At 61.5% G+C, this 20,068-nt stretch carries 22 protein-coding genes; 16 read left to right on the top strand and 6 right to left on the bottom strand.

Annotated elements, in window-relative coordinates; all coding sequences use genetic code 11:
- Positions 1-48: 48 nt before the first annotated feature.
- The gene (locus AB1E34_RS19175) at positions 49-1,050 is read left to right on the top strand and encodes a YncE family protein (RefSeq protein WP_372573926.1); all 1,002 of its coding nucleotides are present in this window, start codon (positions 49-51) and stop codon (positions 1,048-1,050) included.
- A gap of 144 nt (positions 1,051-1,194) precedes the next feature.
- Here AB1E34_RS19175 and AB1E34_RS19170 read toward each other — a convergent pair whose 3' ends face one another.
- Positions 1,195-1,389: a hypothetical protein gene (locus AB1E34_RS19170; protein WP_372573925.1), complete on the bottom strand. Its 195-nt coding sequence runs from the start codon at positions 1,387-1,389 to the stop codon at positions 1,195-1,197.
- A 127-nt stretch (positions 1,390-1,516) separates the two neighbouring features.
- The gene (locus tag AB1E34_RS19165) at positions 1,517-2,374 is read right to left on the bottom strand and encodes a YihY/virulence factor BrkB family protein (RefSeq protein ID WP_372573924.1); all 858 of its coding nucleotides are present in this window, start codon (positions 2,372-2,374) and stop codon (positions 1,517-1,519) included.
- Between the two features lie 118 nt (positions 2,375-2,492).
- On the opposite strand from AB1E34_RS19165, the gene AB1E34_RS19160 reads away from it, so the two are divergent.
- From AB1E34_RS19160 to cls, 5 genes are all read left to right on the top strand, one after another.
- Positions 2,493-3,605: an AI-2E family transporter gene (locus AB1E34_RS19160; RefSeq protein WP_372573923.1), complete on the top strand. Its 1,113-nt coding sequence runs from the start codon at positions 2,493-2,495 to the stop codon at positions 3,603-3,605.
- On the top strand, positions 3,605-3,886 hold the full coding sequence (locus AB1E34_RS19155) for a hypothetical protein (protein ID WP_372573922.1): 282 nt from the start codon (positions 3,605-3,607) through the stop codon (positions 3,884-3,886). The genes AB1E34_RS19160 and AB1E34_RS19155 overlap by 1 nt, the downstream gene beginning before the upstream one ends.
- Positions 3,887-3,899: 13 nt before the next feature.
- Entirely contained in the window at positions 3,900-4,361 is a 462-nt protein-coding gene (locus AB1E34_RS19150; RefSeq protein ID WP_372573921.1) for a phage holin family protein, read from the top strand.
- The gene (locus AB1E34_RS19145; RefSeq protein WP_372573920.1) at positions 4,362-5,480 is read left to right on the top strand and encodes an acetoin utilization protein AcuC; all 1,119 of its coding nucleotides are present in this window, start codon (positions 4,362-4,364) and stop codon (positions 5,478-5,480) included.
- A gap of 82 nt (positions 5,481-5,562) precedes the next feature.
- A complete protein-coding gene (gene cls / locus AB1E34_RS19140) occupies positions 5,563-6,975 on the top strand; it encodes a cardiolipin synthase (RefSeq protein ID WP_372573919.1) in 1,413 nt (470 codons plus the stop codon).
- 7 nt (positions 6,976-6,982) lie between these two features.
- Here the strand turns inward: cls and AB1E34_RS19135 are convergent, their stop codons facing one another.
- On the bottom strand, positions 6,983-7,423 hold the full coding sequence (locus AB1E34_RS19135) for a potassium channel family protein (RefSeq protein ID WP_372573918.1): 441 nt from the start codon (positions 7,421-7,423) through the stop codon (positions 6,983-6,985).
- 172 nt (positions 7,424-7,595) lie between these two features.
- On the opposite strand from AB1E34_RS19135, the gene AB1E34_RS19130 reads away from it, so the two are divergent.
- The 9 genes from AB1E34_RS19130 (at position 7,596) to AB1E34_RS19090 (ending at position 16,986) form a co-directional block, all read left to right on the top strand.
- Positions 7,596-8,243 carry an ABC transporter ATP-binding protein gene (locus AB1E34_RS19130; protein WP_372573917.1) on the top strand — a complete coding sequence of 216 codons (648 nt, stop codon included), beginning with the start codon at positions 7,596-7,598 and terminating at the stop codon, positions 8,241-8,243.
- Positions 8,240-10,651 carry an ABC transporter permease gene (locus tag AB1E34_RS19125; RefSeq protein ID WP_372573916.1) on the top strand — a complete coding sequence of 804 codons (2,412 nt, stop codon included), beginning with the start codon at positions 8,240-8,242 and terminating at the stop codon, positions 10,649-10,651. Before AB1E34_RS19130 ends, AB1E34_RS19125 begins: the two co-directional genes overlap by 4 nt.
- Positions 10,641-11,678, top strand: a complete 1,038-nt coding sequence (locus tag AB1E34_RS19120) for a lipocalin-like domain-containing protein (RefSeq protein ID WP_372573915.1) — start codon at positions 10,641-10,643, stop codon at positions 11,676-11,678. Before AB1E34_RS19125 ends, AB1E34_RS19120 begins: the two co-directional genes overlap by 11 nt.
- On the top strand, positions 11,671-12,222 hold the full coding sequence (locus tag AB1E34_RS19115) for a pyridoxamine 5'-phosphate oxidase family protein (protein WP_372573914.1): 552 nt from the start codon (positions 11,671-11,673) through the stop codon (positions 12,220-12,222). Before AB1E34_RS19120 ends, AB1E34_RS19115 begins: the two co-directional genes overlap by 8 nt.
- Positions 12,223-12,395: 173 nt before the next feature.
- On the top strand, positions 12,396-13,976 hold the full coding sequence (locus AB1E34_RS19110) for an ABC transporter substrate-binding protein (protein ID WP_372573913.1): 1,581 nt from the start codon (positions 12,396-12,398) through the stop codon (positions 13,974-13,976).
- Between the two features lie 63 nt (positions 13,977-14,039).
- The gene (locus tag AB1E34_RS19105; protein WP_372573912.1) at positions 14,040-14,573 is read left to right on the top strand and encodes a DUF4329 domain-containing protein; all 534 of its coding nucleotides are present in this window, start codon (positions 14,040-14,042) and stop codon (positions 14,571-14,573) included.
- Between the two features lie 25 nt (positions 14,574-14,598).
- Positions 14,599-15,414, top strand: a complete 816-nt coding sequence (locus AB1E34_RS19100; RefSeq protein WP_372573911.1) for an ABC transporter substrate-binding protein — start codon at positions 14,599-14,601, stop codon at positions 15,412-15,414.
- A gap of 7 nt (positions 15,415-15,421) precedes the next feature.
- Positions 15,422-16,258, top strand: a complete 837-nt coding sequence (locus AB1E34_RS19095; RefSeq protein ID WP_372573910.1) for an amino acid ABC transporter permease — start codon at positions 15,422-15,424, stop codon at positions 16,256-16,258.
- Positions 16,258-16,986, top strand: a complete 729-nt coding sequence (locus AB1E34_RS19090; protein WP_372573909.1) for an amino acid ABC transporter ATP-binding protein — start codon at positions 16,258-16,260, stop codon at positions 16,984-16,986. Before AB1E34_RS19095 ends, AB1E34_RS19090 begins: the two co-directional genes overlap by 1 nt.
- A 12-nt stretch (positions 16,987-16,998) precedes the next feature.
- On the opposite strand, the gene AB1E34_RS19085 is transcribed toward AB1E34_RS19090, so the two are convergent.
- From AB1E34_RS19085 to AB1E34_RS19075, 3 genes are all read right to left on the bottom strand, one after another.
- Positions 16,999-17,328 carry a hypothetical protein gene (locus AB1E34_RS19085; protein WP_372573908.1) on the bottom strand — a complete coding sequence of 110 codons (330 nt, stop codon included), beginning with the start codon at positions 17,326-17,328 and terminating at the stop codon, positions 16,999-17,001.
- A 134-nt stretch (positions 17,329-17,462) separates the two neighbouring features.
- Entirely contained in the window at positions 17,463-17,807 is a 345-nt protein-coding gene (locus AB1E34_RS19080) for a hypothetical protein (RefSeq protein WP_372573907.1), read from the bottom strand.
- Positions 17,808-17,845: 38 nt separating this feature from the next.
- Positions 17,846-18,181 carry a hypothetical protein gene (locus tag AB1E34_RS19075; RefSeq protein WP_372573906.1) on the bottom strand — a complete coding sequence of 112 codons (336 nt, stop codon included), beginning with the start codon at positions 18,179-18,181 and terminating at the stop codon, positions 17,846-17,848.
- A gap of 235 nt (positions 18,182-18,416) precedes the next feature.
- Between AB1E34_RS19075 and AB1E34_RS19070 the strand changes: the two genes are divergently transcribed.
- Positions 18,417-19,982 (top strand): ABC transporter substrate-binding protein, encoded by a 1,566-nt coding sequence (locus AB1E34_RS19070; protein WP_372573905.1) that lies wholly within the window; start codon positions 18,417-18,419, stop codon positions 19,980-19,982.
- Positions 19,983-20,068 lie beyond the last annotated feature (86 nt).

Genomic DNA, 20,068 nt, shown 5'->3' with positions numbered 1-20,068 from the left:
CCTGGCGATCCAGACTGCCCAGAAACCGCTGGAACGAGAGGAACACGCATGAAGACCCTTAGATTAGCAGCGCTCATCATGGCTGTGCTACCCACCGCGTCGTTTGCCGACACGTTGATTGTGGCGAACAAATACGAAGGCACCGTCAGCTTCATCGACCTCGACAGCGGTGCGGAGGTGGCCCGGCGGGCTACCGGCCCCTCGCCGCATGAACTTGCCTTGTCGCCCGATCAAACTCTGGCCGTTGTCGTATCCTATCTTGAGGATGGCTATATCGGGCGTGAGCTGAATGTCTTCGATGTCGCGTCCACCGAGTTAATCAGAACGATCGACATCGAACCGCACCTAGCGCCGCATGGCATCAGTTGGATCGGCGACAGCAACAGTGTGATCGTCACCACGGAAGAGACCCGCGACGTCATCCGTGTCGATGTGGAACTCGGCACGGTCGAAGGCGTGGCGGTGACCGATCAGATCGGCTCGCATCTGCTTGCGCTCTCGCCTGATGCCTCCCGCGCCTATGTCACGAGTCGCGGCTCCGATACTGTCAGTGTCATAGATACGGCTGAGATGACGACGCTTGAAACGATCGAGGCGAACAAAGGGCCGGAGGCCGTGTTTGTCAGCCCGGACGGCAAGGAGGTCTGGGTCGGCAACAACCAATCAGAGAATATCATCATATTTGATGCTCAATCGATGGACCGGATCGAGACGATCGAGATGGGGTTTGTGCCCATTCGCGTGCGCTTTAACCCGGCTGGGGATCGCGTCGCTATTGCGGACCTGCATGGCAACCGCGTGTTAATCTACGACGCCGCTGACCGAAGCGAGGCGGCCGTCGTGGACCTCAATGAATTCGATATCGAAAGGCCGCCTTCGCTTCTTTTCTCGCCGGATGGCGCGCATCTCTATGTGGGGTCGGAATTGTCCGAGAAAGTCGTTGAGATCGAGACAAGTGACTGGACGGTGACGCGGCTGCTGGAGGCAGGTGCAGGAGCGGACGGGTTGGAGATCAGCTCTGTAAAGGCCAAACCCAACGATGTGAACTGACGTCCGGGGTCATTCGGTGACCGGATGGGGCTGGGAAGATCATTCCTCGCGCGAAGGCCGCGCCGTTACATGCTCGGATAGGCGCGTTCGCGCAGCGTTTGGGGCGTGGGTCCCAAACATCTGCGACGGATATCTTTAACTGATTTAGACCCGTGACGCGCGCGGCAGGCGTTGTTCGCGAAACGATGAGGCGGCCAGTGATTGCAGCAGGAGAGCATCCCCTCTCGACACCTGCGGCTTCTGGTCCTCGACCCGTTTCGTTGTCTCCTCCGACAGATGTTTCTGGCGCAGAAGTTCGAATAACATATTATGCCGCGCGCGCGGCTGAGTGGTGGTCATCTTATTCCCCCCGAGGAGCTACTTTCCCGGTCTGATTACTCGTCTAAAAGGCGATTGGGACCGGAAAATGGCAACGCTGGGGCAATTCGTGGATCAGGGTTTTTTGTGACTTGCAGACGTGGCGTGCTCAGGAACATTCGTCGGCCAGAAGATCGATCAGCGCGCCATTGAACTCGGCCCCCAGGATCAGGATGGCCGAGATCAGGTACAGAAAGATCAGCGCCGACATGGCACCGGCCAGCCCCGCATAGGTCGCGCTATAGCTGGCAAATTGTGACACGTAGATCGAAAATCCCCAGCCAACCACCGCCCAGAGCACCAGCGTCAGCACCACGCCCGGCAGAATCTGGCGCAGCTTGTGACGCCGCGCGGGCAGCAGCATGTGAAAGGTCAGGACACCGCCCGCTGGCATCGTGATGATGAAAATCCAGCTCAGCCGCTCGACCGAGATCAGTTCCTTGGACTCACCGGTCAGCGCCTCGGACACAAGCTGGCCATAGAGCGGCAGCACCACTTCGATGGCGGCGACCACGATCACGATGGCAGCCCCGGCCACCACGATCGCCACGCAGAGCAGCCTTGTCTGCCAGAACGGGCGATCATCATAATCGTGGTAGGCCCGCGTCATGGCCATCCGCACCGCATCCACGCCGTTGGAGGCAAAGAACAGGGCAAGAAGCCCCCCGAAGGTCAGCACTCCGGTGCCGGAACTGTTCAACACGTTCTTGAGCTCCGCAATGATCGGCCCGGACACATCAGGCGGCCAGGCCCCGAAGATCAGCGCGATGACATCATCGTTGATCACATTCTCCGAAAGGCTGCCCGCCAGCGCGATGCTGAACAGGATGAACGGAAACAGCGCCAGCATCGCAAACATTGCCACATGGCTGCTCATGACCCAGCCGCTTTTGATCGTGAACCGTCTCAGCGCGGTCAGAAAGGCGCGCACCGGCAGTGCCGGATCGGGATGGGTGCGAAAGAACATGACCCCCAGCCTAGTGACACAGACACACAGCGCAATGGTCGAGGCGGGTCCCAATCCCCGATTGCACCGCGTGGCGCTCCGGTGCAACATTGCGTCACGCAAACCGGGGTCCGCCTGCATGTCCTTCAACCCAGACGAAAAATCCAAGCTCTCTCAGAGCGAACCATTGTCCACCGAAGGGCTGCATCCCACGCTGTCCACATTCCGGGACGTGTCGGTGATTGTCGCGGTGATCGTCTTTGGTCTTTATGCGGGGTCAGGATTCCTGATCCCGCTGGTGCTTGCGCTGCTGGCCTATGTGCTGATTATCGCGGTCAGCGACCGTATACTCGACTTTCTGCCCCTGCCCGTCTGGCTTGCCAATATCCTGGCCGTGATCGTGGTTCTGGCCGGGTTGTTTCTGATCATGTATGTGCTGGGCAGTCAGGCCACACAGATGGTGCGCAATTTCAGCAGCTACGAGACCGCATTTGACGCAGCGCTGGACAAGCTGGTCGCGCTGGTCGGCAATGATGTGACCAAATACATCCGGGACAGTCTGGTCAATCTCGATATGTCTTTCATCGCCCGCAGCGCCGTGGGCGGGGCGACCTCGTTTCTCAGCACCTTTGTACTGATCAGCCTTTACGTGGGCTTCCTGATGGCCGAGCGGCTGATGTTCCGGCGCAAGATCCTGTTGGCCGCCAATGACAAGGTGTTCGGCCAGAAGCTGAACGCGATGATGGCTGCGATCTCGCAAAGCCTGCAAAGCTATGTGGGCGTGAAATCAATGGTGTCGGCGATGACCGCCCTGATCAGCTATGGCGTGTTCCGCTGGCTGGGGTTGGAATATGCGGAAACCTGGGCGGTTCTGACCTTTGGCCTGAACTTCATTCCCAATATCGGGTCCATCGTGGCGGTGATCTTCCCTGCTCTGATTGCCTTGGTCCAGTTCGACTCGCTGTCGCCCTTTCTGACGATTGTGTTCCTTTGCGGCACGGTGCAGTTTCTGATGGGCAACTTTCTGGACCCTGCGCTGCTGGGGCGGTCGCTGAACATGTCGACCTTCATGGTCATTATCTCACTGACATTCTGGAGCTCGGTCTGGGGCGTGGTCGGCGCGTTTCTGAGTGTGCCCGTGACCGTTTGTCTGCTGATCGTTTTCAGCCATATCAAGGCTTTGCGGCCCGTTGCTATCCTGATGTCGAAGGATGGGACAATCTTTGATTCTGACACCGAAAGGACTTCGTGATGGCGACCAAAGCCGAACTTGAGGCGGAACTGGCCGCGCTCAGGGCGCAACTTGCCGACAAGCCCGCAGAGCCAGACCCCGAGCCTGCCCCAGAGGCAGAAGACGACCGCTCAACCTTCGACAGGATGCTGGCCGGTCACGGGATCGACAGCAGTGAGCTGGATGCGCTCTGGGCGCAGTTTTCAAAGGAGTTGGGCGATTTCCCGACGCAAAAGCCACTGTTGACCACGATCGCCGCCTTTGGCCTGGGCTTTGCCCTGGGCCGGATCACCAAATTCTGAAAGGAGCGCTGGGATGAGCCGGATCACCAGAAACCTCTCGATCATCTACCGCACCGAACGCCTCATCACACGACGCCAGATGGCGGTGTTCCAGCAGCAGACCGGGCTGATGCTGTTTGCCGCGCTGATCACCGGGATCGGGATCATCATGCTGAATGTCGCGGCTTATCAGGCGCTTTCCACCGTGATGGAAAGCTATCTGGCGGCGGTTGTTGTGGCGCTGGCCAATCTGGTGCTGGCCGCCATCCTGGTCTCGGTCGCCAGCCGCATGAGCGCGGAAAAGGATGTGGGTCCGGCCATCGAGATGCGCGACCTTGCCATTGCCGAGCTTGAGAGCGATCTGGAAGAGGCGGTGGACGAGGTCCGAGGCATCAGCCGTCAGGTCACCCAGATCGCACGCGATCCTCTGGGCTCGGCCCTGCCCGCCATCATTGGCCCGCTGCTTTCACTCCTGCTGAAAAGCGCCAAGAAGTAGATGCCCGCCCCGATCCTGATCGGATCAGAAATCTACCGGGGCTCAAGCTATGGGCTGAAACACCCGCTGGCGATCCCGAGGGTGTCGAGTGTTCTGGACCTGTGCCGCGCGCTGGGCTGGCTGCCCGAGGCGCAATACCGTGTCAGCCCGCGCGCCAAACCCGCCGCGCTGACAGGGTTTCATACGGAGCGCTACATAAACGCCCTGCAAGAGGCTGAAAACGCACAATATGTCAGCGAGGATACGCGGGCTCGCCACGGTCTGGGGACGCTCTCCAACCCGGTCTTCCCCGAGATGTATCGCCGTCCCGCTACGGCGGCGGGTGGGTCAATCCTGGGCGCGGAGCTGGTCGCGCGTGGAGGGGTCGTATTCAACCCCGGCGGTGGCACCCATCACGGCTTTCCAGACCGCGCCAACGGGTTCTGTTATCTCAACGATCCGGTGCTGGCCATCAAACGCCTGCTGGCGCTTGGAGTGGGTCGCGTTGCCTATGTCGATATCGACGCCCATCACTGCGACGGGGTCGAGGCGGCCTTTGCCGGCGAGGACCGCGTGCGCCTGATCTCGATCCATGAGCAGACGCGCTGGCCGTTTACCGGCGCGCTTTATGATACCGGCGGCGGCAACGCCTTCAACCTGCCGGTTCCGCGTGGCTTTAATGACAGTGAATTTAACGCCCTGCGCGAGGCGGTCATTCTGCCCCTACTGTCAGATTTCAACCCTGATATCATCGTCTTGCAATGCGGAGCGGATGCAGTTGAAGAGGACCCGCTGTCCCGGCTAGCCCTGTCCAACAATGCCCATTGGCACCTGCTGCGCGATCTCATGGGCCTGACCGACAAGCTGCTGGTTCTGGGCGGTGGCGGCTACAACCCGTGGAGCGTGGCGCGGCTCTGGACCGGGGTCTGGGCGGTGCTGAACGGGCACGAGATCCCCGAGACTTCGCCACAAGACGCCCAAGAACTGCTGGGCAACTTGCACTGGACTCGCAAGGCGGGACAGCCGCCAGCGCGCCACTGGATCACGACGCTGCGCGATCCTGCCCGCCCGGGGCCGGTGCGTGACGAGATATGGCAGGTGATCGCCCATATGCAACGCCGGATGGCGGCCCTGACCTGAGCGCAGTGATCGTGGACATGGCCAAGCACGGCAACCGCCTATAGACTGGCGCGCGGTAAGTCGCTGAAAAGGCCCGAATCTCATGTGGACCGCCCTGGTCTCGCTGTTTGTCCTCGCCCTCTATGCCACCGCAGCGTTCTGCGCTCTTCGCGCGGCACAGACAGCGCGCACGCCGCAAGGCTCTGTCGGTTGGGTGATGTTCCTTCTGACCTTCCCCGTGGTGGCGGTCCCGGCCTATATGTTTCTGGGCCATCACCGGTTTCGCGGCTATCGGATCGCGCGCCGGGAAAGTGAGCGCGTCGTCGAGGGCATAAAGGCCTTCGCCGCACAGGCCCGCCCGCCCTCAGACGAGTTGCGGCTGAACGTAAAACCCTTCGAGGATATTGCCCATATGCCGGTGTTGCGCGGCAATACGGCGGACTTGCTGATTGACGGAGACGCCACGTTCGATGCCATCTTTGACGCAATCGATGCGGCGCAATCCTATGTCCTGATCCAGTTCTATATCCTGCGCGACGACGCCCTTGGGCGCGAATTGCGCGACAAGCTGGTCGCGGCGGTCAATCGGGGTGTGACTGTCAATCTGCTCACCGATGCAGTGGGCAGCTATGGCCTGCCAAACGAGTTCATTGCCCGCATGATCGAAAACGGCATCGATATTGCCGACCCGCGCCAGCAGCGCGGCCCGAATTTCCGCTTTCAACTGAACTACCGCAATCACCGCAAGACCGTGGTCGTCGACGGCAAGATCGGGTTCATCGGCGGTCACAATGTGGGGGTCGAGTATCTGGGCGATGATCCAAAATTCGGCCGTTGGCGGGACACGCATCTGAGCCTGACCGGTCCGGCCGTGCTGCAATTGCAACTGATCTTCGTTGAAGACTGGCACTGGGCGCGCAATGTCGAAATTATCGATGATCTGGACTGGTCCACCAGTTTTGCAGACCCCGGCCTCAACGCTCTGATCGTGGCCACCGGCCCCGGCGACCGGACAGAAACCGGCTCGATGATGTTTTTCTCCGCGATCGTTGCGGCGCAGGAGCGGGTCTGGATCACCTCACCCTATTTCATCCCCGATCTGGACATCATGTCGGCCTTGAAGAACGCGGCGCTGCGCGGGGTGGATGTGCGTATCCTGTTGCCGGACGCGATCGATCACACCATGCCCTGGCTCGCGGCCTTCGCTTTTTTTGATGAGATCTGCGAAGCAGGCGTCCGGTTTTTTCGCTACACGGACGGGTTCCTGCACCAAAAGGTCATTCTGGTGGATGATCGCCTGGCGGCGGTGGGGACCACAAATCTGGACAACCGATCCTTCCGGCTGAATTTCGAAGCCATGGCGCTGATCTTTGATGCAGGCTTTGCCGCGCAGGTCGAAGAGATGCTGCGCGCGGATTTCCGCAACAGTTTCGAGCTGACCAAAACCCTCGATCTGCAGCCGCCCCACATCCGTTACGGCGCCCCGCTGGCGCGGCTGATCGCACCCATCCTGTGAGGCGGATCTAGTCGTCCGGGCGAAGCTGCTTGTCAAAGATCGTCGACATCAATGAGACGAGATAGGCCGTCGACAGGCCAAAGGCCAACAGCCCGGCAACCGCCGAAAACGCGGCAAATATCCGCAGATCGGGCTCAAGTACGATGTCGCCATAGCCCAGCGTCGTATAGGTCACCAGCGAGAAGTAGAGCGAGGTGTTCCAATCCGCCAATGTCCCGTCCATCATCCAGGCAACGGCCCAGACCCAGACCTGAATCGTATGGGCCAGAACGATGAAGAACAGCGCGATGCTGATCAGCCCGCCCGCCTGGACAGAGGTTGAATGCTGTCCGTAACGCTTGCCGAAAGAGCGCAGGATCAGCGTGCACCAGACCAGCAGCATGATTTCGACGACAAAACAGATCCCCAGATAGAGACTGCCCCAGACGATCTGATGTGGCAACGACACTTGCCTCTCCTGTTGCTGAAATAGGCTCGGTATTTGCCCCTTTGGTGTCCCAAAGCCCGACCCGCGTCAATCCCGCGCATACGCCTTTTGGACTGGACAGCAGGCCCCGGCCAGTCAGATTGTCGGTTGGAAATCACAATGCGATCAATTTGCTAGGGGGTGGAGCCGACATATGCTTCTGAATGTCGAGACTGTCAGCAAGACCTATCCGGGCGGGCGTCCGGTGCTGGATCAGGTGTCGTTGACGCTGGAGCATGGCGAAACCCTGGCGCTGACGGGCGAAAGCGGCTCGGGCAAGAGCACCTTGCTGAACCTCGTGGGCGCGCTGGATCATTTCGACAGTGGTGAGATCACGGTGGAAGGCACCTCCCTGTCCGGTCTGAACGAGCGCGGGCGCGCGGCGTTGCGGCGTGAAAGCCTGGCGCTGGTGTTCCAGCAGTTCAACCTGATCCCGTCGCTGAGTGTCGAACAGAACCTTTCCTTTCACGCGCGTCTTTCTGGCCGGAGTGATACCGCGTGGTTGTCTCATCTGACGGACCGGCTTGGGCTGGCCCCGTTCCTTTCACGTTTCCCAGAGCAGCTCTCGGGCGGTCAGCAGCAGCGCGTCGCCATTGGGCGGGCGCTGGCCACGCGCCCTGCCCTGTTGCTGGCGGATGAGCCCACCGGCAATCTCGATGAAACCGCAAGTGCCGCCGTGCTGGACCTGATGCTGGAATTGGTGGCCGAGACCGGCTGTGGTCTGCTGCTGGTCACCCATTCCGCTGGCATCGCCGCCCGGCTGGACCGGCGCGCACATCTGAGCGGGGGGCACCTGGCATGAGGCGCGCCGCCATTGCCTGCCTCTGGTCGCACTGGTCGCGGCATCCTCTGCAACTGGTCACCCTTCTGGCGGGGCTCGCACTGGCCACCGGGCTCTGGTCGGCGGTGCAGGCGATCAATTCCGAGGCGCGCACCAGCTATGCCGAAGCCAGCGCGCAGCTGGGCGTCGGCCAGTTCGACGAGCTGCGCGCCGCCAGCGGTTCGATCCCCTTGGCGCGCTATGTCGCCCTGCGTCGGGCGGGCTGGCAATTGGCGGCGGTGCTGGAGGGGCAATTGCGCCTGCCGGGGGGATCGGTTGATGTGATGGGCGTCGATCTGCTCTCCTACCCCGCGTTGCCCGCGGTCGAGGAGACCTCGCAAGACGACGGGATCGCCCCCACCGATGCGCTGCTGGCGCCAGGTCTGCTGATCGCGGGGCCAGAGACGGCACAGCGGCTGGAGGCGCAACCGAGATTGCCCCCGGTGAGCCGCACGCAAAACCTGCCCAGCGGCGTGGTCCTGACCGATATCGGCACCGCTGAGATGCTGTTGAACCGGCGCTCAGAGATCACGCGCCTCTTGATCCTGCCGGATCAGTCTGCCGGTCTGGCCCCGCTTGCCGATCTCGCCCCCGATCTGATGCTTGTGCGCGCTGAGGGTCGGTCGGAACTCGCACGGCTGACCGACAGTTTTCATCTGAACCTGACCGCCTTCGGCTTGCTCTCCTTCGCGGTGGGTCTGTTCATCGTGCATGGCATGGTGGGCCTGTCTTTCGAGCAGCGGCGCGGGATGATCCGCACCCTGCGCGCCCTGGGCCTGCCACTGCGCGACCTGACATGGCTGATGCTGGGCGAATTGCTGCTGTTTGCGCTGATCGGTGGCCTGATCGGTCTGGTGCTTGGCTATGGCGTGGCCGCTGCGCTGTTGCCGGATGTGGCGGCAACACTGCGCGGGCTGTACGGCGCGCCGGTGGATGGGGATCTGGCGCTGCAGCCCGCATGGGTCGCGCTGGGGCTGATGATGGCGGTTGCGGGCACGTTTGCGGCCAGCGCGCAGGCGCTCTGGCGTCTGTCGCGTGTGCCGATCCTTCAGGCGCAGGGTCAATATGCCTGGACGGCACAGGGCCTGCCTGCCCTCGCCCAAGCAGGCTTTGGGGTGTTGCTGATCTGTGCCGGGTTCCTTGCGCTGGTGATCTTTGACGACCTGATCGCCGGGTTTGTGATGTTGGGCGGGCTGCTGATGGGAGCGGCGCTGTTGCTGCCGCCCGTCCTGTCGCTGGCGCTGCGGCTGGGCGGGCGCTTTGCGCGCGGACCTCTGGAAGAATGGATCTGGGCCGATATGCGCGCGCAACTGCCCGGCCTCTCGCTCGCGCTGATGGCGCTACTGCTGGCGCTGGCCGCCAATATCGGTGTCGGCACCATGGTGTCGAGCTTTCGGCTGACTTTCACCGGCTGGCTCGATCAACGGCTGGCCTCGGAGCTTTATGTGACAGCACGTGACGAGGCGCAGGGCCACGAGATCGAGCGCTGGCTGAACACCCGCGCCGATGCGGTTCTGCCGATCCGCTGGACCGAGGTACAGGTCGCGGATCAGACGGTGTTCCTCTATGGCATCATCGATCATCCGACCTATCGCGACAACTGGCCGCTGATTGCCGAGGTGCCGGAGGTCTGGGACGTGGTGGCAGAGGCGCGCGGGGTGCTGATCAACGAACAGATGGCCCGGCGGATGGACCTCTGGCCCGGCGATAGCGTTGAGTTGCTGCCGGGCTGGACCCTGCCGGTGGCCGGGGTCTATTCCGATTATGGTAACCCGACCGGCCAGGCCATCACCGCCCTGCCCGCATTGCTGGAGCGGGTGCCGGACCTGCCCAATACCCGATTTGGCATCCGGATCGATCCGGCTGAGGCGGAAGATATGCGCACAGCACTAGCCGACACCTTCGCGCTACCGCCCCAAGCCGTGGTGCCGCAGGCCGCGATCAAGGCGTCATCGCTGGCGATCTTTGAAAAAACCTTTGTCGTGACCGGTGCACTGAACATCCTGACGCTTGGCGTTGCGGGTTTCGCCATCCTGACCAGCCTGTTGACCCTCTGGGCGCATCGCCTGCCGCAACTGGCGCCGGTCTGGGCGCTGGGTGTGCGGCGCGACACGCTGGCGCGGCTGGAAATCCTGCGCAGCGTCGCGCTTGCGGTGATGACGGCGGTTCTGGCGCTGCCGCTGGGGCTGGTTCTGGCCTGGGCGCTGCTGGCCATCATCAATGTCGAGGCATTTGGCTGGCGCCTGCCGATGCATCTCTTTCCGCTGCAATGGCTTGTCCTGCTGCTGCTTGCGGTGGCCACGGCCGTACTGGCGGCGCTCGTTCCCGCAAACCGGCTGCGGTACTTGCCGCCCTCAGACCTGCTGCAGGTGTTTGCCAATGCGCGTTAGGTTGCTGATCTTTCTGATCTTCCTGCCGCTCAGCGCATATGCGCAGGGCTTTGCCGGGCTTGGCAGTGATGCCGACGGGTTTGCGGTGCCCGAGCGCGGTCACGTGCTTGAATTTCCGCGCGATCATGGCGCGCATCCGACCTATCGGATCGAGTGGTGGTATGTCACCGCAACGCTCACTGGCGCGGATGGCCGGGACTATGGCATCCAGTGGACGCTGTTCCGCTCGGCGCTGGCGCCATATGACAAAGAGGGCTGGCAGAGCCCGCAGCTCTGGCTCGCTCACGCGGCACTGACCACGCCCGAACGGCATTTCGTGGCCGAGCGGCTGGCGCGCGGCGGGATCGGACAGGCCGGGGTCACAGTCGAACCCTTCGAGGCCTGGATCGACGACTGGCGCATGGCTGGCCCCGATTTCGATAGTCTTGATCTGCGCGCGCGCGGTGCGGAGTTCGCCTATGATCTCAGTTTGGCCGCGCAGGGACCGCTGGTGCTGCATGGGGACCGGGGCTATTCGGTGAAATCTCAGGACGGTCAGGCCAGCTACTACTACTCGCAACCCAATTTTGCCGTGACCGGCACGCTGACCCTACCCTCCGGCCCGGTCGAGGTGACCGGCAATGCCTGGCTGGATCGCGAATGGTCCTCGCAGCCGCTATCTGAGGATCAGACCGGCTGGGACTGGTTCTCGCTGGGCTTTGACGATGGCACCCGTCTGATGGCGTTCCGGCTGCGCGGCGGGCGCGGGGATTTCACCTCTGGCACCTGGATCGAGGCGGATGACAGCGCGACGCCCCTGCCCGATGGTCTGATCGACGTCCAACCGCTGACCGTAACCCGCGTCGCCGGTCGCGATCTGCCCACGCGCTGGCAGCTGGCCTTGCCAGACAGGGCGCTTTCGGTTGTGATTGAGGCGCTGAACCCGCAATCCTGGATGGCGACCTCGTTCCCTTATTGGGAAGGACCGGTGCGCGTCACAGGCAGCCATACTGGCAAGGGGTATCTGGAGATGACGGGCTATGACTGACACACCGGGGCTGACGGAAACGCTGGATCAGGCCTGGGGCCTGCTGGACCTGGCGATTTCCGAGGGGCGCTCGCCGTTGCGCTATGTCACGCTGGCCACGGTGGATGGGAATGCTGCCCCGCAGGTGCGGATCGTGGTGCTGCGCAAGGTGGATCGGGCCTCGGGTCAGTTGACCGCTTATACAGACAAACGCTCGGACAAGGTGGGGCAATTGCGGCAGAACCCGCAGGTGGCGCTGCATCTGTGGTCGCCCGATAACCTTGTCCAGCTGCGGATGAACGGCACCGCCTGGGTGACGCAGGGCAGCGTCGAGGCCTGGGACGCGGTGCCCGAGCATATGCGCGAGGCTTATGGCCATGTGCCCCCGCCCGGCACCACGATCGACAGGTCTGATGATTGGGCAATCCGGCCCGACCCGGCCTATTTTGCCGCCTTGGACATCACGTTGTCGCGGATTGAATCAGTCTGCCTTGACCCCGCCGGTCACCGCCGTGCGAATTTTGAGCGGGCTGATGGATGGATAGGCCATTGGCTGTCCCCCTGACCCTGGGGAATGGCTGTCCCCCTGACCCTGGGGAATGCGAAATTTGCAGAAAATCCAAGAACACCCGTTGCAACCTTCGCGCCGATTTGGATGATACCCTGCATGACACCCGGTCCTGCGCCGGGGCGTTCAGGCCGGAAAACCGGTCGAACAACGATAATGGGAGAAACTACATGAAACTCAGACATCTCATGCTTGCGGCAAGCGCCACCGCCCTGATGGTCGGCGCGGCCTCGGCTGAAACACTGCGCTGGGCGCGCGCGGGCGACTCGCTGACGCTGGACCCGCATGCTCAGAACGAAGGGCCGACCTCGGCCCTGGCGCACCAGATCATGGAAACGCTGGTGATGCGCGACCACTCGGGCGCGCTTGTGCCCTCGCTGGCCACCGAATGGGGACCGTCCGAAGACAACCCCAACGTCTGGGTGTTCAAGCTGCGCGAAGGCGTGACCTTCCATGACGGGGCCGAGTTCGACAGCGAAGACGTTGTGTTCTCGCTCAACCGCGCGATGACACCGGACAGCGATTACAAGGAATTGCTGGCCTCGGTGAAAGAGGTGCGCGCGCCAGACAAGTATACGGTTGAGATCGAAACCGATGGTCCCAACCCGATCATGCCAAACAACCTGACCAACATGTTCATGATGGATAAAGGCTGGGCCGAGGCGAACAACGCCGTCAAGGTGCAGGACTATGAAGGCGGCGAAGACACGTTTGCGGCCAAGAACGCCAATGGCACCGGCCCCTACAAGCTGGTCAGCCGCGAGCCGGACGTGAAAACCGTTCTGGCCGCCAATGAGAACTATTGGGGCAAGAATGAGTTCCCGCTGGAAGTGACCGAGATCATCTACACCCCGATCCAGAACCCCGCGACCCGTGTTGCGGCGCTCTTGTCGGGTGAAGTGGACATCATCCAGGACGTGCCGGTGCAGGACCTTGAGCGGGTCGCGGGCACCGATGGTCTGGATGTGCGCACCGCACCGCAGAACCGGGTGATCTTTTTCGGGATGAACCAGGGCGATGCGGATCTGGCCAATGACAATGTCGACGGCAAGAACCCGCTGTCGGATGTGCGCGTGCGTCAGGCCATGTCCAAGGCGATCAACCGCGATGCGATCCAGCAGGTGGTGATGCGTGGCCAGTCGGCCCCGGCAGGCATGATCGCGCCTCCGTTTGTCAACGGCTGGGATGAGGGCATGGACGGCTCCTCGACCACCGATATCGAGGGTGCCAAGGCGCTGATGGCCGAGGCGGGTTACCCGGACGGGTTCTCGATCCAGCTCGACTGCCCGAATGACCGCTACATCAACGATGAAGCGATCTGTCAGGCCGCCGTCGGCATGCTGGCGCAGATCGGCATCACCGTGAACCTCGATGCCAAACCCAAGGCGCAGCACTTCCCGCTGATCAACAATCTGGAAACGGATTTCTACATGCTGGGCTGGGGTGTTCCGACCTACGATTCGGAATACATCTTCAACTTCCTGGCCCACACCAAGGGTGAGAAATACGGCTCGTGGAACGGCACCCGTTACACCAACCCTGATCTGGACGCGAAGATCGTGGCGCTGGCCTCGGAAACCAACCTGCCAGAGCGCGACAAGATGATCGCGGAAATCTGGCAGGTTGTGCAGGATGATCAGCTCTATATCCCGATCCACCATCAGGTGCTGAACTGGGGCATGAAGTCCAATGTCGGCACCATCGTCGAACCCGAGGATTCGCCGAAGATCAAATACTTCACGATGCAATAAGCTGCATCTGACCATTAAGCGGGGCGCGTCTGCGCCCCGTTTCGTTTGACGACCGTGTGTTTTATGCCCCTGATCCTGTTTCTTTTTGCTTTGTGTTTTGCCCTGACCGGCCCCAATCGTGCCGAGGCGCAATATGTGGATGTCACCGACCTTGCCTATGAGATGTTAGGCGAATTGCAGGCCGTCTCCTTTGCCGAAAACCGCGAATTCTGTGGCTTTATCGGCGAGGACCTAGACGGCCAGTTGATCATCTCGGACCCCAGACGTGGGGGCATCGACAGTTGCAGGCCCGAATATCCGCCCGGCACCTATGTTCAGCCGCTGGCGAGCTTCCACACCCATGCCGCCCATGATCTCGCGGTGGATAGTGAGATTCCCTCCTCCTCCGATGTGGTCGCCGATATGGAAGATGGCGTGGACGGCTATGTGGCGACACCGGGCGGGCGGTTCTGGTTCATTGACGGGGTCGAGGGCACCGCCCGGCTGCTTTGCGGGCCCGGCTGTCTGCCCCAAGACCCAAGTTATGACCCCGAAGATGGTGCACCCGTCGGAGATTTCTATACTCTGCAAGAGCTCGATATCCGCGAGAGCGAGTGACACGCCCAACCCAAGGAGATGCGACATGCGCCTGATGACCCTCACTGCCATCCTCGCCCTGAGCGCCGGTTCCGCGCTGGCCCAGAACGCCTGCGCCACCGGCAAGACGCTGAAGGACGGGGTGCTGACCGTGGCCACCGGCAACCCGGCCTATTTCCCCTGGGTGCTGGAGGATGACCCCAGCAGTCAAAGCGGGTTCGAGGCGGCCGTGGCCTATACCGTGGCCGAGCGGATGGGGTTCAAGGCCGATCAGGTAGACTGGGTGCGCACCAGTTTTGACGAGGCAATCCAGCCGGGTGCCAAGAATTTCGACGTCAATTTGCAGCAATTCTCGATCACCGAGGATCGCGAGAAGGTGGTCGATTTCTCTTCCCCCTATTACTCCGCTGCGATGGCGGTTCTGACCACAAAACCGGTGGTCGAAGGTGGTGCGAAACCTGATCTGGCCTCGCTCAAGACGCTGAAATGGGGCGCGCAGGCCAGCACCACGGCGGTGCCGATGCTGCAGAACCTCATCGGGCCGGACTCCGATCCGCTGCTTTACAATGACAATGCCGATGTGGTCGAGGCGATGAAATCCAACCAGATCGACGCGGCCCTGTTCGACCTGCCAACCGCGCTTTATCTGTCGGCGGTGACGCTCGACAATGGCGTGTTGCTGGGTCAGTTCCCGGCAGATCGCACGGAAAACCCCGACCGCTTCGGTATGTTGATGTCCAAAGACAACCCGCTGAAGGAATGCGTCGACGCGGCACTGACGGAAATGTCCAGCGACGGAACGCTCGATCTGCTGGAGGATGAATGGCTGGCCCAGAATACCGGTGTTCCCGTCATCAAATGAGCGCGGCATGACAGTGCCCTTGACAGCGCCGGGCAAAACCCGGCGCGAAATCCACGAGGCGCGCGCGCGCAAACGCGGCATCGTGATCGCCACCCTTTCTACGATTCTGGTCGCTGGTGCGATCATCCTGCTGGTGCCGCTGGCCCCGGGCTGGGAGGCGGTGCAGAAAAGCTTCTTCAATGGTGAGGTCTTTCTCAAAACCTTTCCCAAGCTGTTGCAGGCCTTTCTGCTGGATGTGGCGATCTTTGCCTGGTGTGCGCCGCTGATTGCCGTCTGGGCGCTGGTGATCGCGCTCTGCCGCGATGTGCGCAATCCGGCTTTCTATCCGCTGCGGCTGTTTGCAATCCTCTACACCGATATCTTCCGGGGCGTTCCGGTTGTGCTGGTGGTCTATCTGATCGGTTTCGGCGTGCCGGGGCTGGGCCTGCCACGGCCGTGGAATTCGCCCTATATCTGGGGCTCGCTGGCGCTGATCCTGACCTATTCGGCTTATGTGGCCGAAATCTACCGCTCGGGCATTGAATCGATCCATGCCTCACAACGCGCCGCCGCTCTGTCGCTGGGCATGTCGAAATCTGACACGATGCGCTTTGTCATCCTGCCCCAGGCCCTGCGCCGGGTGGTGCCCGCCAATATGAACATGTTCATCGCACTGCAAAAGGATGTAGCGCTCTTGTCGTTCATCGGCCCGGTCGAAGTCCTGCGCCAGGCGGGCGTGTTCAAATCGCTGCTGGCCAATTTCACGCCTTACGTGGTGGCCGCGATCATCTTTCTCTGCGTGACCATCCCGGCCACACGCTATGCTGATTACCTGATCGCCAAGCAAAACAGGGCCCGCAGCTGATGACGCATCTGGTCTTGCGCAATGTGCAAAAATCCTTTGGCAACAAACCCGTCATCGACGGCCTTGATCTTGAGGTCAGCGAGGGCGACATGGTCTGCCTGATCGGTGCGTCGGGCTCGGGCAAATCCACCCTGCTACGCTGTATCAACCTGCTGGATCCCATCGATGACGGCTATATCGAGTTGGACGGGCAGGATATCTCGGACCCCGAGCTTGACCCCCAGCCGGTCCGCCAGCGGATCGGGCTGGTCTTTCAAAGCTTCAACCTGTTTCCGCATATGACGGCGGAAGAAAACGTGATGCTGGCCCCGCGCCGGATCAAACGCCTGTCCCGCGATCAACTGCGCCCCGAGATTACTGCGTTGTTCCAGCGCTTCGGCCTGTCCGAACATATGCAGCACTATCCAGACCAGCTCTCGGGCGGTCAGCAGCAGCGCGTCGCCATCATCCGCGCGCTCGCCATGCAGCCCGAGATCATGCTGTTTGACGAGATCACCTCGGCGCTGGACCCGGAACTGGTGGGCGAGGTTTTGGACGTTCTGCGCCAGCTCAAGGCGCAGGGCATGACCATGGTGATGGCCACCCACGAGATGGGGTTCGCCCGCGAAGTGGCCGACAAGGTCTGTTTCCTCTCAGATGGCCGTATTCTGGAACAAGGCCCGCCAGAAGAGCTGTTCGGTAATCCGCAACAGCCCCGAACTCAGGCCTTTCTCAGTGCGGTTTTGTGAGCCGACCCCGCCTCAGGGCTCCGTGGTCTGATGGGCGGAAACGCTGATCGCTGATATCACCGTGACAATCAAAGCGCTGCAGAGCGTTGTCGTGCCGCCCTGTGCATATGTCAGGTCCTGATCGGTTATCTCGCCTTCTGGTGGCGGTGACGGGAGGTGCAGGTAGAGCGTATCGGGGGTGTCCTGTACCACCCTGATCTCGACCTCGCTGTCGGTCTGGCCCATGTATTGCTCAATCACCGCGTGCGGATCGCTGTGCAGCCTGCGCGAAAACTCGGGCTCCGTGCGGGCGCGCTGGCGGATTTCGGCGAGCGGATCATGGTGTTTTGCACGACTGTTCATAGTGAAGGCTCCGTTCTTTGAGTCTGTTTCTGCTGTGCTGCGCGGCGATGTGTGCCGACCATTTTTCGCCTTGGGACTCGGTGTTTAGGTCGGTCCAACTGAAGAGCCGCATCCTGCAAACATCACGGGTATGTTCAGTCGATGTAGCTCGCTTGGGCGATGGTCTGGACCGACACACTCACGGCGGATAGGGCCGTAATGATCCCGCCGACTATGCAGACCGGAGAGGTCCCGCCCTGCGCCTGCAACAGGTCCTGGTCGCTGATTTCGTTCTGCGGCGGCGGCGCCTTGACATGCAGGTGTTTTACCCGGTCGGTGTCTTGCACGACCCGAATTTCGATATTCCTGTCGATAGGGCCAAAATACTCTTCCAGCACAGCATGCGGGTCCTTTTGCAACTGCGTCTGGAAGTCGGTGTCGGTTCTGGCACGGTGGTGGAGTTCCGCCAGTCGCGCGTCGATCAGAGTTTCGCCCTGCATGTTTCTTCTCCTGCTGCTGAGATTGATGAGCCCCGTGATCAGCATCCCTCGATGGTGGAATAGACCGTCACGCCAACGGCCATGGCGACGGTGGTAACGATGTAGCCGAAGCAGACCGGCGTTGTTCCGCCCTGCACCTGCACCAGATCGCGCTCATCAATCTCGCCCTGGGCGGGTGCTGCGGGTATATGCAGGTATTTCGTGTCCATGCTGTCCTGAACCACGCGGACCTCGCAGTCGACCGAGATCCCCTCGAAATACGCGGCCAGCGCCTTGTGAGGATCGGTCTGCAATTCCCGTGAGAACACCGGATCACGCCAGGCCCGCTCATAAACGTCCTGCAAACGCGCATTGTAGGTTTTTTTGTCCAGCATCAGTCGACTCCCTGTTTCAGCTCCGCGGGATGCCCCGCAACCCGGCTTACCTCCAAAAGGTGGGAGGCAAGCCTTTGGCCCGCCTGTTCAAAGGTTTAACTTTTCTTAACGCTGCCCAAGATCGCATCTGGCGCGGCCCGGCCCGCGCGGATTGCCGAAAGAACCTGTCTCTTGCCCTTTACGCCGCCCGCCAAATCCTCAAACATGTTTGCGATACCATCAGGGAGTTTCCACCATGTTCCTCAGATCATCCGCCATCGGACTGGTCCTGTTGGCTGCGAGTGCCGCGCAGGCCGCCGATTTCAAATGGGCCTCGACGACCGATCCGCAGACGCTGGACCCGCACGCGGTCAACTCGGCCCCGGTGCTGGGTTTTCTCAATAATGTCTATGAGGGGCTGGTGCGGCGCGATCAGGATATGATGGTCGAACCGGCGCTTGCAGTTTCATGGGAACCGATCGGCGATGGCGAAGGCTGGCGTTTCAATCTGCGCAAGGGCGTCACGTTCCACGATGGCAGCCCTTTCACCGCCGAAGATGTGCTGTTTTCTTACGAGCGCGCGTCCAATGAAGTGGCCGATACCAATAGCTGGTTCGCTCCGGTCAAAGAGGTGAAGATCGTCGATGACTACACCATAGATGTGCTGACCCACGGCCCGAACCCGATCTTTCCGGGCTCGATCGCCAACTGGATGATCATGGATAGCGGCTGGGCCGAGGCGAACGCGGCCACCCTGCCCGACAAGGACAACGGCAATTATGCGACGCTGAACGCCAATGGCACTGGCGCCTTCAAGGTCACCGCGCGCGAGCCCGGCCTGCGCACAGTGCTGGAGCCGTTCGACGGCTGGTGGGATGACGCGACGCATAACATCACCCAGGCCGAATTCACGCCGATCCAGAACCCCGCAACTGCGGTGGCCGCACTCCTGTCGGGTGATGTGGATATGATCAACCCGGTGCCCATTCAGGATGCCGCGCGGCTGAAGGAAAGCGATGAGGTCGAGATCATTCAGGGCATTGAGGCGCGGGTGATCATGCTGGGCTTTCCGCATGAGGCCGAGGCGCTGAAATATGGCGCCGATGCGGGCCAGCCGAACCCCTTCAAAGACGTGCGCGTGCGGCAGGCTGTAGCGCATGCCATCAATGTGCCTGCCATCCTCGCCACAATCATGCGCGGCAATGCCGAAGAAGCCTCGCAACTGGTCAGCCCGGCGATGAGCGGATACTCCACCGCCCATGCCGACCGTCCCGCCTTTGACGTGGACAAGGCCAAGGCGCTGCTGGATGAGGCTGGCTATGCGGACGGGTTCTCCTTCGGGCTGAAATGCCCCAATGACCGCTACCTGAATGACGAGGCCGTCTGTCAGGCGGTGGTCAGCATGCTGGCCCAGATCGGCATCAAGGCCGAGTTGGACGCGATGCCGGTGCGCAATTACTGGCCGGAACTGCGCGAGGACAATTACGACATGTACCTGCTGGGCTGGAGCCCGGGCACCTTTGATGCAGAACACCCGATCCGGTTCCTGGTGACCACGCCAAACCCCGACAAGAAGCTTGGTAGCTGGAATTTCGGCGGTTTTTCGAATGCGCGGGTCGATGAATTGCTGCCGCTGATCCAGTCCGAGCTGGATGCAGGCAACCGCCAGGCCATGCTGGATGAGGCGACGCAGATCATTCAGGACGAACAGACCTATGTGCCGCTTTACGTGCAGCCCTTGGTCTGGGGCACCCGCAACAATGTCGCGCTGACTCAGCGGCCCGACAACTTCTTTATCCTGCGCTGGGTGAACGTGAACTGACCCGACGCCAACCGAAAAGCCGGGATCTAGCTCTGGTGGGTCCCGGCAAAGTGCACTATCACCAAAGGGTAGCAAAGACGGCACAG

Source organism: Ruegeria jejuensis (assembly GCF_041537905.1).
GTDB lineage: Bacteria > Pseudomonadota > Alphaproteobacteria > Rhodobacterales > Rhodobacteraceae > Ruegeria_C.
This window is presented reverse-complemented; position numbering and strand designations above follow the sequence as displayed.

Bases quoted from the DNA above. Each gene is read 5' to 3' on its own strand.
- AB1E34_RS19080 (WP_372573907.1), bottom strand. From the start codon at position 17,807: ATGCAGGGCGAAACTCTGATCGACGCGCGACTGGCGGAACTCCACCAC.
- AB1E34_RS19155 (WP_372573922.1), top strand. From the start codon at position 3,605: ATGGCGACCAAAGCCGAACTTGAGGCGGAACTGGCCGCGCTCAGGGCG.
- cls (WP_372573919.1), top strand. From the start codon at position 5,563: ATGTGGACCGCCCTGGTCTCGCTGTTTGTCCTCGCCCTCTATGCCACC.
- AB1E34_RS19110 (WP_372573913.1), top strand. From the start codon at position 12,396: ATGAAACTCAGACATCTCATGCTTGCGGCAAGCGCCACCGCCCTGATG.
- AB1E34_RS19170 (WP_372573925.1), bottom strand. From the start codon at position 1,389: ATGACCACCACTCAGCCGCGCGCGCGGCATAATATGTTATTCGAACTT.
- AB1E34_RS19120 (WP_372573915.1), top strand. From the start codon at position 10,641: ATGCGCGTTAGGTTGCTGATCTTTCTGATCTTCCTGCCGCTCAGCGCA.
- AB1E34_RS19070 (WP_372573905.1), top strand. From the start codon at position 18,417: ATGTTCCTCAGATCATCCGCCATCGGACTGGTCCTGTTGGCTGCGAGT.
- AB1E34_RS19115 (WP_372573914.1), top strand. From the start codon at position 11,671: ATGACTGACACACCGGGGCTGACGGAAACGCTGGATCAGGCCTGGGGC.
- AB1E34_RS19100 (WP_372573911.1), top strand. From the start codon at position 14,599: ATGCGCCTGATGACCCTCACTGCCATCCTCGCCCTGAGCGCCGGTTCC.
- AB1E34_RS19090 (WP_372573909.1), top strand. From the start codon at position 16,258: ATGACGCATCTGGTCTTGCGCAATGTGCAAAAATCCTTTGGCAACAAA.
- AB1E34_RS19095 (WP_372573910.1), top strand. From the start codon at position 15,422: ATGACAGTGCCCTTGACAGCGCCGGGCAAAACCCGGCGCGAAATCCAC.
- AB1E34_RS19085 (WP_372573908.1), bottom strand. From the start codon at position 17,328: ATGAACAGTCGTGCAAAACACCATGATCCGCTCGCCGAAATCCGCCAG.
- AB1E34_RS19125 (WP_372573916.1), top strand. From the start codon at position 8,240: ATGAGGCGCGCCGCCATTGCCTGCCTCTGGTCGCACTGGTCGCGGCAT.
- AB1E34_RS19105 (WP_372573912.1), top strand. From the start codon at position 14,040: ATGCCCCTGATCCTGTTTCTTTTTGCTTTGTGTTTTGCCCTGACCGGC.
- AB1E34_RS19145 (WP_372573920.1), top strand. From the start codon at position 4,362: ATGCCCGCCCCGATCCTGATCGGATCAGAAATCTACCGGGGCTCAAGC.
- AB1E34_RS19165 (WP_372573924.1), bottom strand. From the start codon at position 2,374: ATGTTCTTTCGCACCCATCCCGATCCGGCACTGCCGGTGCGCGCCTTT.
- AB1E34_RS19160 (WP_372573923.1), top strand. From the start codon at position 2,493: ATGTCCTTCAACCCAGACGAAAAATCCAAGCTCTCTCAGAGCGAACCA.
- AB1E34_RS19175 (WP_372573926.1), top strand. From the start codon at position 49: ATGAAGACCCTTAGATTAGCAGCGCTCATCATGGCTGTGCTACCCACC.
- AB1E34_RS19075 (WP_372573906.1), bottom strand. From the start codon at position 18,181: ATGCTGGACAAAAAAACCTACAATGCGCGTTTGCAGGACGTTTATGAG.
- AB1E34_RS19130 (WP_372573917.1), top strand. From the start codon at position 7,596: ATGCTTCTGAATGTCGAGACTGTCAGCAAGACCTATCCGGGCGGGCGT.
- AB1E34_RS19150 (WP_372573921.1), top strand. From the start codon at position 3,900: ATGAGCCGGATCACCAGAAACCTCTCGATCATCTACCGCACCGAACGC.